General features: G+C 62.5%; 15 protein-coding genes. 2 read left to right on the top strand and 13 right to left on the bottom strand.

Annotated features, from left to right (window positions below):
• Nucleotides 1–123: 123 nt before the first annotated feature.
• The 3 genes from E6O51_RS11200 to E6O51_RS11210 all read right to left on the bottom strand — a co-directional run bounded on the left by E6O51_RS11200 (nt 124) and on the right by E6O51_RS11210 (nt 3445).
• A complete protein-coding gene (locus E6O51_RS11200; RefSeq protein WP_136385080.1) occupies nt 124–738 on the bottom strand; it encodes a DUF6630 family protein in 615 nt (204 codons plus the stop codon).
• Between the two features lie 82 nt (nt 739–820).
• Complete coding sequence (locus E6O51_RS11205) at nt 821–2227, bottom strand: hypothetical protein (RefSeq protein ID WP_136385081.1); 1407 nt, start codon at nt 2225–2227, stop codon at nt 821–823.
• Between the two features lie 471 nt (nt 2228–2698).
• Complete coding sequence (locus E6O51_RS11210) at nt 2699–3445, bottom strand: SAM-dependent methyltransferase (protein WP_136385082.1); 747 nt, start codon at nt 3443–3445, stop codon at nt 2699–2701.
• A 582-nt stretch (nt 3446–4027) separates the two neighbouring features.
• Here E6O51_RS11210 and E6O51_RS11215 point away from each other — a divergent pair.
• Entirely contained in the window at nt 4028–5044 is a 1017-nt protein-coding gene (locus E6O51_RS11215) for an IS110 family RNA-guided transposase (protein WP_136385083.1), read from the top strand.
• A 770-nt stretch (nt 5045–5814) separates the two neighbouring features.
• On the opposite strand, the gene E6O51_RS11220 is transcribed toward E6O51_RS11215, so the two are convergent.
• From E6O51_RS11220 to E6O51_RS11230, 3 genes are all read right to left on the bottom strand, one after another.
• Nucleotides 5815–6009, bottom strand: coding sequence for a YodC family protein (locus E6O51_RS11220; RefSeq protein WP_136385084.1), 195 nt, complete (start codon nt 6007–6009; stop codon nt 5815–5817).
• Nucleotides 6010–6081: 72 nt separating this feature from the next.
• Nucleotides 6082–6531, bottom strand: coding sequence for a hypothetical protein (locus E6O51_RS11225; RefSeq protein WP_136385085.1), 450 nt, complete (start codon nt 6529–6531; stop codon nt 6082–6084).
• A gap of 70 nt (nt 6532–6601) precedes the next feature.
• Nucleotides 6602–7069: a hypothetical protein gene (locus tag E6O51_RS11230; protein ID WP_136385086.1), complete on the bottom strand. Its 468-nt coding sequence runs from the start codon at nt 7067–7069 to the stop codon at nt 6602–6604.
• Between the two features lie 129 nt (nt 7070–7198).
• Here E6O51_RS11230 and E6O51_RS11235 point away from each other — a divergent pair, with 129 nt between their 5' ends.
• Nucleotides 7199–8197, top strand: coding sequence for an integron integrase (locus E6O51_RS11235; RefSeq protein ID WP_136385087.1), 999 nt, complete (start codon nt 7199–7201; stop codon nt 8195–8197).
• Between the two features lie 24 nt (nt 8198–8221).
• Here E6O51_RS11235 and E6O51_RS11240 read toward each other — a convergent pair whose 3' ends face one another.
• From E6O51_RS11240 to E6O51_RS11270, 7 genes are all read right to left on the bottom strand, one after another.
• On the bottom strand, nt 8222–9088 hold the full coding sequence (locus E6O51_RS11240; protein WP_136385088.1) for a hypothetical protein: 867 nt from the start codon (nt 9086–9088) through the stop codon (nt 8222–8224).
• Nucleotides 9089–9103: 15 nt separating this feature from the next.
• Nucleotides 9104–9523, bottom strand: a complete 420-nt coding sequence (locus tag E6O51_RS11245; RefSeq protein ID WP_230976765.1) for a type II toxin-antitoxin system VapC family toxin — start codon at nt 9521–9523, stop codon at nt 9104–9106.
• Complete coding sequence (locus tag E6O51_RS11250; RefSeq protein ID WP_136385089.1) at nt 9520–9768, bottom strand: ribbon-helix-helix protein, CopG family; 249 nt, start codon at nt 9766–9768, stop codon at nt 9520–9522. The genes E6O51_RS11245 and E6O51_RS11250 overlap by 4 nt, the downstream gene beginning before the upstream one ends.
• Nucleotides 9769–9908: 140 nt before the next feature.
• The gene (locus E6O51_RS11255; protein WP_136385090.1) at nt 9909–11156 is read right to left on the bottom strand and encodes a toprim domain-containing protein; all 1248 of its coding nucleotides are present in this window, start codon (nt 11154–11156) and stop codon (nt 9909–9911) included.
• 33 nt (nt 11157–11189) lie between these two features.
• Nucleotides 11190–11462 (bottom strand): DUF2442 domain-containing protein, encoded by a 273-nt coding sequence (locus E6O51_RS11260; RefSeq protein ID WP_136385091.1) that lies wholly within the window; start codon nt 11460–11462, stop codon nt 11190–11192.
• Nucleotides 11422–11598: a DUF4160 domain-containing protein gene (locus tag E6O51_RS11265; RefSeq protein WP_136385092.1), complete on the bottom strand. Its 177-nt coding sequence runs from the start codon at nt 11596–11598 to the stop codon at nt 11422–11424. The genes E6O51_RS11260 and E6O51_RS11265 overlap by 41 nt, the downstream gene beginning before the upstream one ends.
• A gap of 93 nt (nt 11599–11691) precedes the next feature.
• Nucleotides 11692–14481 carry an AAA family ATPase gene (locus E6O51_RS11270; protein WP_136385093.1) on the bottom strand — a complete coding sequence of 930 codons (2790 nt, stop codon included), beginning with the start codon at nt 14479–14481 and terminating at the stop codon, nt 11692–11694.

Here is a 14481-nt window from a genome sequence, read left to right on the forward strand (position 1 = left end):
AGCAAAAACGGAGGGCAACAGCCCGAGGACGACCCGATCGGAAGCGAAAAACGCCATCAAAGTCGAAAGCCCGTCACTGATACGCGCTCGAAATCGGTCCGCGGGCATTTGTTCAGCACTTCCTTAGGTATTTTGGCGTAAAAATTCAGCATGATCGTAAAGCGTGAGTTGGGCCTCCGCTGCAAGCTCTTTGGCACTCGCCACATCCGATGATTTGACAATGAAGGAGCAATAGAAATCGGAGTTTGTCTCGAAGTGCAAAAGTGCTAAGCCTCTTGCGGTGAGCCACTCCGAAAGGGAAAGCAGTGCTTCGTGAACGGAACGAAATTCCGCTTCGCAATCGTGTTCCCAGCGTTCGCCGAAACCGAGTGTGCTCAGAATTTCGGAAACCTGCCAAGTAATTTCCTCTCGTGCTTTCCAATCTAATTGGATAAACACCCACTTACCTCTCCGTTGTCCATCTTCGCCTGACGCTACTTCACTCAGTGCTTCAAATGAGTCTTCTGTGTCATTCAGGGCTGATTTCCCAATTCGGCATAGACGTTGAGATTCAGTCTTGGTCAAATGGGATGTAGCGAACTGCAGAAACCGCTGTAGATTCTTCTTTCTTTTGGACAGTTCGGCCTTGTTCGTGGGATGCAGAATTTCCCATATTTCGTCCTCCGATACATTCGTATCAATGGGCTCTGCCGGAGTTGTGAGATCCCTGTTGAACAGTTTGCCTAGAAATTTGAGCATTCTGAATACCTAACGTTCAAGGTCAGGGACGCTGCGCGGCTTTATCGCGCAGCGTCCCCTGCACCGCAGGGTTAGCCCTTTTTTACAGGAGTGCATTATTGATATCGCTCGCGATATTTTTTCCGGCGCGGTGATCGCTGCTCGTTTTGGGAAGAGTGAACGTATAGCGGCCATCGCTCTGAAACACGACTTTGTAGTGCTTTCCATCTTCGGAGATGCTAAAGCCAAGATTTAGCAATGCACTCCGAGTTGGCGCATCCATGTCACGGTAGGTTTTGAATAGCGACTTGATTTCTTCCTGCATCCTCTCAGCGTGGCGTGATGGCTGGTTTATATTGAGTAGATCAGTAAGGACATGCTGGCGCCGGCTGTTTTCTCGAGTTGTACGTAATGCTTCCTGTAGTGCCGCAATCGCAATGTCACGAATTTCATGGGGATAAAGGTCTTGCTCTTTCCCGGGCGAGATAAGCCCCGCCACAGATGATTGATTGGCAGATGCAAGGCGCTTAATCTCGGCATGCAGGCGGGAGATTTCTTGCTCGGCCTCTATTAGCTTTCCATCCTTCGCTGCTTGTTCAGCGTCGAATGCATCAATGTACTCCTGTAGCGCAGTAGACCCTTGCGACCTGAGTAGATCGAATCGCTTGCGCGAAATCGTTTCTTTCAAATGAGCCCATGTGCAAGTAGAGCGCAGTCGCCGATTTGAAAGCGCTAGCCTGATGTCTTTCGCAATCTCCAGTTGGATGGCTCGCGGGTTCGGCATGGCTTCGTCGATGAAATACGACTTTCGGGCATCGCTCTCCGGCCAATAGACGCCGACCGTGCCGCCAAAGGCATTGCGGGAATTGGTAAGGGTCTTAAGGTGATACGAGAATTCGCGGCTTGGCTCAACCACGACGTGTGCCATTCCTGAAACGTACTGCGCGAGTTCATTCGGGTTGACGAGGAGGTTGCCGTCAAATCCCGCGCTGACATAAACGATAGGCAACTTATTTCTTGCAAGGCCACTTATCAAAGCGGCTGCGATGCTTGCCTCACCTTCGGCAAGGCGGAATGGTCTATCCGTCACTGGAACTTCGCCATCCATTCCGCCACCCAATTTTTCGAGGGCTTGCCGAATGAAATAGGGCTTTTTCGGGGGAGGAAGCCGGACAGCGGTACTCAGAGCCTCGCAGGAGACCTGAAGGCTAAGAACATGACGTTCATTTGTTTTGAGAGAAACAATGGATGTCGTCCATTCCAACCCACTTTCCGTGCGGACGTAGCGAAGGCCACCTATCGCAAAGTCTTGGCCGTTTGCGCAGGCTGTCGTTACCTGCTCGGAAAATGCAGATATGGTTCTTTCTGCATCAACCGGTAGTTCATCCAATTCGGCTTTGGGTATCTTCGTGTGCGGACTCCCAGATACCCACTGATACGCAAGGTGAACGACATCTGCAACGGACTTACCGGAGTCAATTGGGAATTCTGTGGAGAAGTTCGTGGTCATGGCAAAGGTGGGAAATGAAGAGGGCTAACGTGGAAATCACCGGGCGGCAAAAGCGCAGCTTTTGAAGAACCGGTGCATTGTAGGGTTAGGAGATGATGTGTGGTGGAACATTGTGTTTTTCCGCAATATTCCATAACCATAAATCGAACAGGATGATTGCAACAGACATTACAGCCCGAAAAATTTCATGTGAGACAAGGTAGGTAAGCAAAACTGCTGCAAGTGTGCCAAGTAGCCAAATAGAAATTTCACGCCAGAAGCGTTTTCGCGCAGCATAGATCACAGGAGCGAGACCACAGCACGATATGACCAAAACTACGCCTATAGCCAAGGCACTCAATGCAATCCCCTAACGAATGAATTCACCGGCCTGCGCGGCTTTTCGCGCAGGTCCGGTGGAATGATGGGTTAGGCCGATAGCCCAAAGCGCAAAAGTCGGCTTTGGCGAGACGGCGACCAAGACGCCAATGCTCATCGCGGCATGAGTGCGAACACACCCCAGCCTAGGTACTCGCGCGTGTAAGCGGCATGGCGTTTAGGCTCCGAGGTTAGTTTGGCTCGAACCTCTTTCGTTAACTCGTCGTCGGGATTGGCTTCAAGCCATCGGCGCATGGTGAGCCATTTGGCCGCTTCGTATCTGTCCCAACCGTCTTGATTAGCCAGAACCATTTCAACAACGTCGTAGCCGAGCTGATCGAAAGATGCGATAAGTTCTGGAAGGGTGAGGAAGTTGGAGATTGAGTTGGCAAGACATTCCTTGGCAATGTCTTCCGTTGGCGGCAATTGCCGCCAATAAGGCTCACCGATCAGAATGATTCCGCCGGTGCGTAGGCTGCGCGCCAGAAGCTCGATGGTGCCGGCGACGCCTCCGCCAATCCATGTAGCACCGACACAAGCGGCCACGTCGGCCTTCTCATCGGAGACGTAACCTGCCGCATCGTCGTGAATGAACTTGACTTGATGGGCAACACCGAGTTCTTCAGCGCGCTGTTTCGCCTGCTCGGTGAACAACGGACTCATGTCAATGCCGGTGCCGATAATGCCGTGATCGCGTGCCCAGGTGCACAGCATCTCCCCCGAACCGCTACCAAGGTCAAGCACTCGTGCCTCCGGCTCCAGACGCAATGCAGCGCCGAGACTAGCGAACTTGTCGGGTGTGAACGGGTTGTGGATACGGTGCGCACTTTCCGTGATGTTGAATATCCGTGGGATGTCCAATGCGAAGATTTCCTTAAAGGTTGCGAACAGATTGAGTAAAAGGCCTAACGTTCAAAATCACCGGCCTTGCGCGGCTTGTCGCGCAAGGTCCGGTGGATTGCAGGGTTGGGCCTCACGGTGGGTTGTTCCCCAGAGCCTAAAGATGGAATACATATGCCGCCACGGCTACAGCGGCAACGCATGCCGGAACAGCCAACAGAACCGATGCTATTGCGACTAGACGCTGCCCTCTTTTTAGACACTGGGCACCAACGACAACGCACGTGATGTTGATAGCGGCAAACAAAAGAGCCATTAAGTTGTGGGTGTGCTGGGGGACGCCAACACCAAGTATCCAGAAGACCACCGATACGAACGCACTGCCAAGAGCAAGCACAACAAACGACACAATGACCCAAGGGCCTACCCGCTTTGGCAGGGATGTGTTCAACGGGATGGAATGGCTATTGCTCATACGGGTTGTGAGGCCCAACGAATGAAAGGGACTTCCCCGTCCCGGCCTGACCGCATTGCGGTAATCGGCACCTGAGTGCCACGATGGGAAGTGCGAACTCTCATCAATCCGTCCGAAAGGGGAAGTCCATGAGCATTGTGACCGTTGGAATCGATCTCGCCAAGAACGTATTTGCCGTGCATGGCGTCAATGAGGCTGGCCGTGCCGGGTTGGTACGCCCGGCGGTACTGCGCGAGAAGCTGCATGAACTCATCGCAAGCCTGCCGCCGTGCGTGGTTGGCATGGAAGCGTGCTCGGGCGCGCACCACTGGGCGCGGTTGTTTCAGGCGGCCGGTCATACTGTTCGTCTGATCGCGCCGAAATTCGTGACGCCTTACCGCATGAGCGGGCGGCGCAGCAAGAACGATGCGGCCGATGCCGCGGCGATCTGCGAGGCCGTGCAGCGCCCACACATGCGTTTCGTGCCGATCAAGACGCTCGATCAGCAATCGCACCTGATGGTGCACCGTGCCCGCCAAGGCTTTGTCGAACAACGCACCGCTACGCTCAACCGCATCCGGGGTCTGCTGGCCGAGTTCGGCATCGTGCTGCCGCTCAAGGCCGCCACGGTGCGCAGGCGCGCGGGCGAATGCCTGGAGGAACTGCCCGGCTGGGCCAATACGGTCATCGGTGATCTGCTCAGCGAGGTCGGCCGGATCGATGAACGCATCGCGCAGTACGACCGCCACATCCGGGAAATTGCCCGTCAGGACAGTCGTGCTCAACGCCTTACCCGCCTGAGCGGTGTAGGCGAGACCACCGCCACCTGCCTGGTGGCCTTGATCGGCAATGGTCATGACTTCGAGTGCGGCCGCCAGTTCGCCGCCTGGCTGGGTTTGGTGCCCGGCCAGTACAGTTCGGGCGGCAAGGCCCGACTGGGGCGCATCACCAAGGCAGGAGATCCTTACCTGCGCAGCTTGCTGGTCATGGGCGCCCGGGCCGTGTTGGTGGCAGCCAGGAACAAGACCGACACATTGAGTCGCTGGGCGATGGCATTGCAGCAGCGGCGAGGCTACTGGAAGGCGGTGGTGGCCATTGCCGCCAAGAACGCACGCATGGCCTGGGCGGTACTGCGACGAGGCGAAGCCTTTGTGCTGCCAGCCTGATCCAGTTCCAGCCTGCAACCGACCAACAAGCACCGATTTGACCGCCGTGTGACGGCAAGCGTTGATGACAACAGGTCTGGACCTGCGCGGGGCGTGACCGATTAATTCAAGGGCGGCTGCATCAGCGCCGGCTAACGAATGGGTTCCCCGCGTGCGTCCTTCATCAGGGTCCGCAGCCACTGAAGCGCTGCAAGAGTGACCGTTTGTAGTCTGGCCAGTCCGCACCTTGTTGTTCTCGCCTTGTTTGCAGATCACTCGGAAGGTATTTGTTTGGCAAGAAAAATCACTGCCGCTCCGCCGGCCACGGGACGCTATTGCTTGACAGATGGGGAAGCCCTTGTAGTTTGAGGTAACCGGCGACCGTAGCGCGAAGCGCGGAGGGGACCGGCAAGCGCAGCTTGCCGGGCGTCCGGTTGACCGAGAGGTTAGAAGGTGAAAATGCTGATGAATTTAGCATGAGGCGTGGGCGGGAGAAAAGCCTTTGGGGGAATTTGGGGCGCGAGCGGACAAATGGCGAAGGCAGTGGTTTTGGAGGCGGCTAACTTGGTGAAGATGGCTACCTTTCGGTTGGCCGCCAAGTGGCGAACCGGTGGCTGTTTGAGGCAAAGCGCCTGAACTTGAGGCGGCGTATGCCAGGGAGTGGTGCTTGAAGTGGGGCGTGGGCGACAAAATTGGCTCGGAAAACGGCCCGCCTTCTAACGTAGAGCTAACCGGCGCTGCGCGGTTTTATCGCGCAGCGTCCAGCGACCGAAGGTAGCGGAGTTGAGCGACTAGTTAGGAGAATTTGCAAGGGCCAACACCTCGGGCTTGAAGCTGTTGCGCTCCAGCTTTTTGCCTACAAACCAAGTGCACGAGACGGTTGGTGCTTTTCCTCCATGCGGAAACTCCACTTCTCCAACATAGTCGACAGTCATGTCTGGGCCACCGCTCTTTAGCTTGACAACATCTCCAACCTTAAAGGTCATGATTTCTTCTCCTAACGTTCAAGGTCAGGGACCTGGCGCGGCTTTATGCGCCAGGTCCCCTGCATCGCAGGGTTAGCCCGCTGCTTCGAGAACTGCTTCATTAACGCCTCCAGTTGCGAGTAACTCCAGAGACCGAGAAAAAGCGCCCAGGCTTTCGTAGGTCGTGAGCAGATCAACGGCCAACGACGATTGCCCTTCCGGCCGGTTGTGTTGATGAACGGGAGTGGACAGCACGACGCGGCACCCGACCCGACCAAGGGAACCAACTGGGTAGAACGTCAAGCCGACATGCTCTTGCTCGAGGCCCTCACCAGACTTGCTCCAATAGCCACCACGGATTCCAAGTGGTGGATCGGCCGGTAGCGGAAATGCGGTGGCGAGTTTCTTCGCAAGCTCAACGAGGCCGCTTTCGCTAAACCTGGCCGAAGCGGCACCAGCAAAGCCGTTGGACAAGACTTCAGCGAACAACTCGCCCGTACCGTCCGTATCGGGCTTGAACTGAAGGCGAAGAGCATCGGCCATGTTTGTAGCGGGCTAACGTAGAAGTAACCGGCCTGCGCGGCTTTTCGCGCAGGTCCGGTTGACTGCCGGGTTAGGGCGCGGCATTTGGTTTCCCCGAGATGCGCTGCCACCAAGCGGCGGACGACATTTTGTACGGAGCGAGAAGCTCACATAGCTTCTTGCTTGGGGCTGAGGTGGAGTACGTTCCTTTCTCCCAAGATGCCGTAGTTGTCCATTCCATAGCTTTGGCTACTGCGAGTGCTTCGGGATACGTGAGCGCATAAGTAACAGCGTGCTCAGGTTCTTTGAGGCCCCAAACATACGCGAGTAGAAGGTTTGCGATCTTCGAGTACTTCCGGTCAATGGAGAACGCCCGAGTAGACGCAGCCTTCATCTGGATTGGGACGGCGACGAAACTGGAAACTTTCGATTCAAGATCAACGTAGGCAATTAGATCAACACCCCTATCTCTGGCCGGAAGTGCAACTTCGAGGCCGGCGAGAAGAAGTTCATCCACCAACCGATTGCGGCCCAGCAGTTCAATGGTCTGCGTGTCCATGCGGAATAGCGCCCTAACGTTTAGTAGACGACAAATGACGGCGTAAGGGTGTTATGCGACATACGGGTTTGTTGAAATGTCTTCCGTATCATTCTGATTTTTCTCGTATGATTCAACAACGACAATGTCATGGTGTCGCCTAACATGATTAGCACGTCACTCCCTTCCGCTCCCCGCCTGCTCGACGTGGTGCGCGACCGCATCCGCCTCAAGCACTACAGTCTGCGTACCGAGCAGGCATATCTGGGATGGATCAGACGATACATCATCCACCACGGCAAGCGCCATCCCCGCGACATGGGCAAGGCGGAGGTGGAGGCGTTCCTGACCGCGCTGGCGGTGGAGCGAGACGTGAGTGCGGCGACGCAGTCGCAGGCACTGGCGGCGATCCTGTTTTTGTACCGGGAGGTGCTGGAGCAGCCGCTGCCGTGGCTGGACGAGGTGACGCGGGCGAAGCGGCCGGCGCGGCTGCCTTCGGTGTTGTCTGTGGAGGAAGTGCGGCGCCTGATGGGCGCGGTGGACGATGGGCGTATGGAACTGGTGATCCGCCTGCTGTATGGCACGGGGATGCGCCTGCTGGAAGGCCTGCGCCTGCGTGTGAAGGACGTGGATTTCGCGCAGGGGCAGATCATGGTGAGGGACGGCAAGGGCGGCAAGGACAGGGTGACGGTGCTGCCCGCCCGACTGGTCGAGCCTTTGCGCGCGCAGGCGGCGCAGGTGGAGGCGCAGCATCGGGCCGACCTGTTGGCCGGGCGGGGCGAGGTGTGGCTGCCTCACGCGTTGGCGGCGAAGTATCCGGCGGCGGCGAAGTCGCCGGGCTGGCAGTATTTGTTTCCCGCGGACGGTTTTTCCACCGATCCGCGTTCGGGCGCGGTGCGGCGCCACCACCTGGATGAACGGCGGGTTCAGCGGGCGGTGAAGCGGGCGGCGGCGTTGGCGGGCATCGTCAAGCCGGTCAGCCCGCATACTTTGCGCCATTCGTTTGCCACCCATCTGCTGGAAGGTGGCTACGACATCCGCACGGTGCAGGAGTTGCTGGGGCATGCGGATGTGGCGACGACGATGATCTACACGCACGTGCTCAACCGGGGTGGGTTCGGGGTGGTGAGTCCGCTGGACAGGTTTTGACCGTTTCTTGCGGGCCGGGCGGTTTCAGGTGCGGGTCTGCATGTAGAGGCCGAAGAGTTCCCCGTTGAGGGCGCGCAGGCGTTTGCGCTCTTCGACGATGTCGGCGTGGCGGCCCTGGCGTTCGAGGGCGAGCAGGCGGATGAGGGTTCGGCAGGCTTCTTCCTGCGGGGTGCGCTGCGGGGTGGTGGCCGTTTGCAGGACGGTGCGCAGTTCGGGATGGTCGAGCAGCGCCCAGGCGGGAAACCAGGCGTGGTCGGCGGGGGTGTCGGCGAATTCCCGTTCGTATTGCAGGAGCAGGCCGGTCAGCGCCTTCGACGGCAGGCGGCGGGCAAGATCGCCGAAGCGCACGGCATCGAGCCAGGCGAGTTCGGCCAGCAGGGGCCATGCGGTGTCCAGGCCGTGCAGGTGAAAGCGGGCTTCCGCGGTCCAGGCCAGCGGGTGCGGAATGCGCCGCCAGGATTCGATGGCGCTTGCGTGGTGTTCCGCTTCGCACCAGTGGCGGGCGCGCAGAAACAGTGGGGCGGCGTGCGCTTCGGGCGCATCCGGATGGTAGGGCAGGTGTGCGGCCGCGTGAGCGAGGGCGTGCCAGGCGGGGTGCAGCCAGCGTTCCGCCTGTTGCTCGCCGAACAGGGATGCGGCGGCCGGGCGGGTTTCCCGTTCGAGGCGCGCGATGGTTTGCAGTGCGTCTGCGTGCGTGGGGAAGGGCGGGATGTCCGGGCTGAGCCGGCCGGCCAGCAGACGGGCCGGGGCCAAGGCAGGGTCGTGGGGAAATTCGGCAGCCAGCGCGGCGAGTGCGTGTTCGCTGGCCGGGGCATCGCGGGACCGGAGCGCCGCGAGCAGATCGTTGCGCAGCATCACGTCACGGCTGTGGGCGAAGAGATCGAGCTGCATCGGGAGGCGCGGCGATCAGGGGAAGGGCGAGATCAGCGGGATGGTCTTGCGGCCGTGGCGGCGATAGACATGGAAATCGCTGTCGAGGGTCAGGATGCGGCACGGGTCGTGGCATTCCGATAGCCTTATCAGGCAGGCATCTGCAAGTGAGGCGGGCACGTTGTCGTAGCGTTCGAACAATGCACGTACGGCCCTGATCTGCTCGTTCAGCGACATTGCGACCCGTACGGCGCCACGTTCGATCAGTGCCAGCGCCCTGGCCGGATCGAAACCGGAGCGGGCCAGCAGGAAGCAGGTTTCGGCGACAACGGCCTCGCAGGTCAGGAAGGGGCCGGGGTACTGTGCGAACTGCGCCCGCGCCCAGGCATGATGGGTGTCGTCACGGAACAGCAGTGCTACCCAGGGGCCGGTATCGAGGATGATGTGGCCGCTCACGTGCGTCCGAACCCGTCCAGATGGCGGGGGTTGGAAGACAGGTCGGCAGGGCCGCCGGAAAAGCAGCCGGCCAGTTCGCCAGCCAGATCCAGCGCGGAGATGAAGGAGTCTGCGGCCGTGCGCTGGCCGAGATAGATCGTCAGCGCACGGCGCACCAGTTCCGACTTGCTGACGTGTTCCTGTTCACTCGCCTGCTGCAGATCGTGTTCCAGGGCGGGTGGAATCTTGATGGTCAAGGTGTTCATGAAGTGGTCTTACCGAGTGGCGGTTGGTATTGCACTACTCTAGTCTCCGCTGCGTGGAAGATCAATGTCATCAGCAGGGTGGGGCAGTCGTATGAATGCTTTTGTCTCGAATGCCGATCAGGTGCGAGATGGTCCTGATGTCACCAGAAGAGGCTTTCCTGCTCGCCTTTTTCGCCCAGTTCCAGCATCGCATCGGCGAGCTCGGCGAGTGCCGGGGGCAGGTCGCCGCGCTGGCGCAGCCGTTCGAGCTGGCCGCGGTCGCGCTCGGTGAGGGGGCGGCGGTGGGCGAGGCGGTGCAGGTCCGCGCCGCCCATGTGCCAGGGTTCCCAGGCTTGTCCGGCCGCTTGCCACGGTCCGGCGGCCTGCAGGGCGATGGCGATGCCGTCCGGGTCGGGGTCGCAGGCGATGGCGGCTGGCGCGGGGGCGAGTTCCAGCAGATGGGCGACGGCCTCGCGCCACCAGCCGGGTGGGTAGCCGGGCAGCCAGAGCACGGCTTCATTGGGTTCGCGGGCGGCGGCGGCTTTTTCGAAGGCGCTGCGGTTTTCCACCAGGCGCCAGCGCCGGGGCGGGGCGTGGATGCGGGCGATGGCCTGCACCGCTTGCGGCGGCAGGCCGATGAAGGCGGGCAGGGCGGCCAGATCGAGCGTGCCGTTTCCGCTTTCCAGCCGGCAGCCGGCGGCGATGAGCAGCAGCGGGGCGTGGGCGGCAATGCCGAAGGCGGCGAGGTCCAGGTTGTCCGCAAGCCATTGCCATTCGGCGTCGGTTATTTTCTTGGTGTCCTGGCGGGCGAAGTACGCGAGGTCGCGCCGGGTGGCGCTGCCGCCGTCGCGGCTCTGCCGCGCCCATTCGGCCAGGGCTTCCAGCAGTTGCAGGCGGGCGAGCGCGCTGGCAGGCGGCAGAGTGTCCAGTGCGGTGCGGGCGGCGTCCAGGTCGGGGCGGTCGAAGGCGGTTCGGACGCGCTGTGCCCACTCCTGCCGGGCGGCGTCGGGTTCGGGCAGGCCGAGGGCGCGGCGCAATGCGGCGGGGTCGATGAAGCGCAGGCTGTGGGCCTGCCAGCCGTGGGGCGGGGCGCGGCGTTCTTCCACTTCGGCGAGGCCGTCGGCCAGCAGGCGTTCGAAGAGGGCGAGCGCGGTGTTGGCGCGGCCGGCACCGGCCTGCTTGAGCAGGGCTTCGTGGCGGCAGTGCTTGTCCGGCGTGGCACGGCGTACCCAGGCGCCGAGCAGTTCGCGCCACGGGGCGGGCCAGGTGTCCAGCGCCGCGGGGGGACGGTCGAAGGCGCGGCGCAGGCGCTTGCCGCGCAGGGTGGAGCGGGCGGGGTCGGTGAGCCAGGCGGTGGAAAGGCCGTGGGCGTCGGGCGGGAGCCAGTGGGGTTCGGTGACGGCCGGCATTCTTTTCGTCGGCAATACGTGGTGTGCTGCCGGTCAGTTCGATTGCTGGCGGCTGACGAGCGGGAAGCGTTCCGGATGGCGGATCGACTCCACGGCGAGGTCCACGTCCAGATCGGGCCAGTACAGGTGATTCACCGAAGGCCGTTCCACGTTCAGAACCTTGCCGATGGGAGCTTCCCGGAACCAGGGGAACTCCGTAAACGGCAGGAAGAGTTCCGCATCGTCGAGCAGGATCCAGAGGCCATGCGCGGAAATATTGGTGACTTCAGCCGGGGAAGTGCTGGTGCCAAGCGCGGCGGATGTCATGTTCGTGCTCCCGGACCAGGCGTAGCGCCTCGTTGATCTCCTGGCGGGCAAGACCCGTATGCTGGGCCAGCTCGATGGCAGGAGGCTCCAGCCAGAATCTTGCCTCGCCGTTCTGGCCTTGGACGTGAACGTGCATGCGCGGTTGTTCCCGCGAGAAGAAGTAGAACCGGAAGCCGCTGGCACGGAATATCGTCGGACTCGCGGCGCAATGATACGCGCGTCGGGAGCGCTACACCGCCCGCTGCAGCACCCCGATAGTCGGCGCCCAGTCGTCCCCTGGTTTCTTCTTGCGCGTCACCAGCGTGAGTTGCGCGGGGGCGAAGACGTTGGCGTTGTGGGTGACCGGGGTGGTGATGAGGTACTGGGCGCGGGTGGCGCGCAGGAAGGTGCCGACGCGGTCGATGTTGGCCACGTCCAGGTGGGCGAAGGGTTCGTCGATGAAGACGAAGCCGCCGGGGCGGGCGTCGTCCATCAGCAGGGCGATGAGCAGGATCAGCGACTTCATCACCTGCTGGCCGCCGGAGGCTTCGCCGTCGTTGAGGCCCACGGCGCCCTTGCGGTCGAAGTCGAAGCGCACTTCCAGACCGGCCTGGGTGAGCGACAGATCGTCGGTGCCGAGCGCCGGGGGCGGGCAGTCCACGCCCACGCCGGCCAGTTCGCCCAGGGCCTTGAGGTTCTTGCCGTACTGGCGCACGGTGGCGCGCAGTTTGGCGATGTAGGCGTTGCGTGCTTCCTCGGTGAGGCGGCGGGTGGTGGCGCAGTAGCCCTGGCGTTCCCGGTAGTCCTGTTCGCGCTTGGCCACGTCGGCCTTGAGGCGTTCGGAGACGGTGAGCACGGCCGGGTCGGTGACCCAGTCGCCTTCCGCGAGCCGCGTGCGCAGGCGGTCGCGCTCGCGGCGGGCACCGGCGGCGGATTCGTATCGTTCCGCGAGCAGGGCGATGTCGGCCGGGTCGCGCCAGTGGGCCGGCATGCCACGGCGGAGCGCCCGCAAGCGGATGAGGCGCTGGGCCTGGGCGTGGCGGCGCGGGGCGGTGTCCCGGTCGAGTTCGGCCAGGCGCTGTTCGATGGCGGCGAGCTCGCGGTTGCGGCGTTCGATTTCGATCTGGATGCCGGCAAGCTGGCCGCCGAGTTCTTCGTGCAGGGTCTCGATCTGGTCGCGCGCTTCGGCGGCGGTGGCGAGTTCGCTGCGGGCCTGGGGCAGTTCGGTTTCGGCCACGGCGTAGGTTTCCGCCCTGGCGGCGAGGAGTTGTGCGGATTGCAGGCCGAGCAGGCGCGAGCGCAGGGCGGTGAGGCGGTCGGCGGCTTCCTGTACCCGTGGGCGCAGGGCGGAGAGTTCCCGGTCCAGATCGCGGATGTCTTCTTCCAGCCGGGCGATGCGGGCCTGGCGGGCCAACTCGCCGAAGTGGAAGTCGGCCGGGCGGCCCAGGTGGCGGGCGCCGCGGCGTTCCCGGTGGTAGCCGTCGCGGGTGATCCATTCCACGTCGCGGGGCAGATCGCGGGCCGCTTCCACGTCCTCCACGCGGCGGATGCGGTTGAGCAGATCGGTGAGCCAGCGCGGTACGGGGGCGCTGAAGTTGACCACTTCGGCCAGGCTTTGGGGGCGCGGCGGCGGGGCGGTTTCCCGTTCCGGCACGACGAAGTGGCGGAAGCGTTCCCGCTCGCCCAGGGCCCAGGCGGCGTGGCGGTCGGATTCCCGCTCCAGCAGCAGCACGTGGCGGTAGGGGCGCAGCACGGCTTCCAGGGCGGCTTGCCACCCGGCGTCGGTGACTTCCACGACTTCGGCGAGGCCTCGGTGGGCGATGCCCTCTTCATCCAGCAGGGCGCGGAAGAGGGCCACGTCCGGGTCGCTGGGCGGGCCGCTGCGGCTCCGGGCGGCACGCAGGCTGTGGGAGTTTTCCTCGAAGCGGGCGACCAGCTCGCGCTCCTGGGCGCGCAGGCGGACGAGGACGGCTTCGGCCGCTTCGTGCTCCCGTTCCAGGGCGACGGCGTCGGCCCCGTGTTCAGCGGCGAGCTGGGCACGCAGGGCGTCGCGCTCGGCCAGCAGTTTTTCCAGGTCGCGCACGCGGTCGCGGGCGGCGAGGTAGGCGGTTTCGATGCCCTGGCCGTCCTGCTTCAACTGGGCGCGTTCGGCTTCCGCCGCGGTCTTTTCCGCGCGTACTTCGTCCAGGCGCTGCAGGGCCTGGCGGCGTTCGCTCTGGCGGGCGGCGCGCTCGGTTCGTTCGGCGGCGAGCTGCTGGCGTTCTGCGGCGGTGTCGCGGGCCAGTTCGGCGGCTTCCAGGCGGGGCACGATCTCGGCTTCCAGGGCCTGGGCCTCGTCGTCGAGCTGCTTCCACTGCAGGTAGTTGTCGGCTTCCAGGCGGCGGGCTTCGGCCTGGGCGCGCAGGCGGTCCAGGTCCAGGCCCAGGTCGTCCAGTTCGCGCTCGGCGTTCTTCTGTTCCTCGCGGGCGGTGGCGTAGTTGTCCAGCACCTCCTTGTCGCCGAACACGTCGAACACCAGCTCCAGCAGGGCCTTGGGCGAGTATTCGCACAGCTTGTCGGTGTCGCCCTGTTCGAGGGCCAGCACCTTGGCGATGGCCGGCGTCAGCCCGCCCCAGGCGAGCCGGCTCTGGTAGTCGCGCAGGCCGATCCAGTCTTCGGTGCGTTCCAGGGCCTCGATGGGCTGGTCGCCGTCCACGATGGCGTAGTCCCGCGTCCATTCGCCGCCGGCGCGGCGGATGCGGCAGGCGAGCGTCACTTCGTCGGCGAGGCAGGGGAAGAAGGGCCGCCGCCCCGTGCTGCCCGGCTGGTTGGCGACCACGGCGCGTATCCACGCGAAGCTGCGGTCGGCCCTGCGCACGTAGCGGCGGAAGTCGCGCTTGCCCGAGCAGCGCAGGGCGAACAGGGTGCGGAGCGCGTCGAGCAGGGTGGTCTTGCCCGAGCCGTTGGGGCCGACGATGGTGATGATCTGGGCGTCCAGCGGCAGGGAGAAGCGGCGCCAGTAGTCCCAGTGGACGAGTTCGAGCTGTTTGATGTGGAACAT

The sequence above is a fragment of the Pseudothauera rhizosphaerae genome, from assembly GCF_004801305.1.
Taxonomy (GTDB): Bacteria; Pseudomonadota; Gammaproteobacteria; order Burkholderiales; family Rhodocyclaceae; genus Pseudothauera; species Pseudothauera rhizosphaerae.

What these genes read in the sequence shown, in the direction of transcription:
- E6O51_RS11220 (WP_136385084.1), bottom strand. Translation starts at nt 6,009, where the DNA reads ATGACCTTTAAGGTTGGAGATGTTGTCAAGCTAAAGAGCGGTGGCCCA.
- E6O51_RS11215 (WP_136385083.1), top strand. Translation starts at nt 4,028, where the DNA reads ATGAGCATTGTGACCGTTGGAATCGATCTCGCCAAGAACGTATTTGCC.
- E6O51_RS11240 (WP_136385088.1), bottom strand. Translation starts at nt 9,088, where the DNA reads ATGCAGCTCGATCTCTTCGCCCACAGCCGTGACGTGATGCTGCGCAAC.
- E6O51_RS11235 (WP_136385087.1), top strand. Translation starts at nt 7,199, where the DNA reads ATGGTGTCGCCTAACATGATTAGCACGTCACTCCCTTCCGCTCCCCGC.
- E6O51_RS11225 (WP_136385085.1), bottom strand. Translation starts at nt 6,531, where the DNA reads ATGGCCGATGCTCTTCGCCTTCAGTTCAAGCCCGATACGGACGGTACG.
- E6O51_RS11200 (WP_136385080.1), bottom strand. Translation starts at nt 738, where the DNA reads ATGCTCAAATTTCTAGGCAAACTGTTCAACAGGGATCTCACAACTCCG.
- E6O51_RS11265 (WP_136385092.1), bottom strand. Translation starts at nt 11,598, where the DNA reads ATGCACGTTCACGTCCAAGGCCAGAACGGCGAGGCAAGATTCTGGCTG.
- E6O51_RS11270 (WP_136385093.1), bottom strand. Translation starts at nt 14,481, where the DNA reads ATGTTCCACATCAAACAGCTCGAACTCGTCCACTGGGACTACTGGCGC.
- E6O51_RS11205 (WP_136385081.1), bottom strand. Translation starts at nt 2,227, where the DNA reads ATGACCACGAACTTCTCCACAGAATTCCCAATTGACTCCGGTAAGTCC.
- E6O51_RS11230 (WP_136385086.1), bottom strand. Translation starts at nt 7,069, where the DNA reads ATGGACACGCAGACCATTGAACTGCTGGGCCGCAATCGGTTGGTGGAT.
- E6O51_RS11255 (WP_136385090.1), bottom strand. Translation starts at nt 11,156, where the DNA reads ATGCCGGCCGTCACCGAACCCCACTGGCTCCCGCCCGACGCCCACGGC.
- E6O51_RS11250 (WP_136385089.1), bottom strand. Translation starts at nt 9,768, where the DNA reads ATGAACACCTTGACCATCAAGATTCCACCCGCCCTGGAACACGATCTG.
- E6O51_RS11260 (WP_136385091.1), bottom strand. Translation starts at nt 11,462, where the DNA reads ATGACATCCGCCGCGCTTGGCACCAGCACTTCCCCGGCTGAAGTCACC.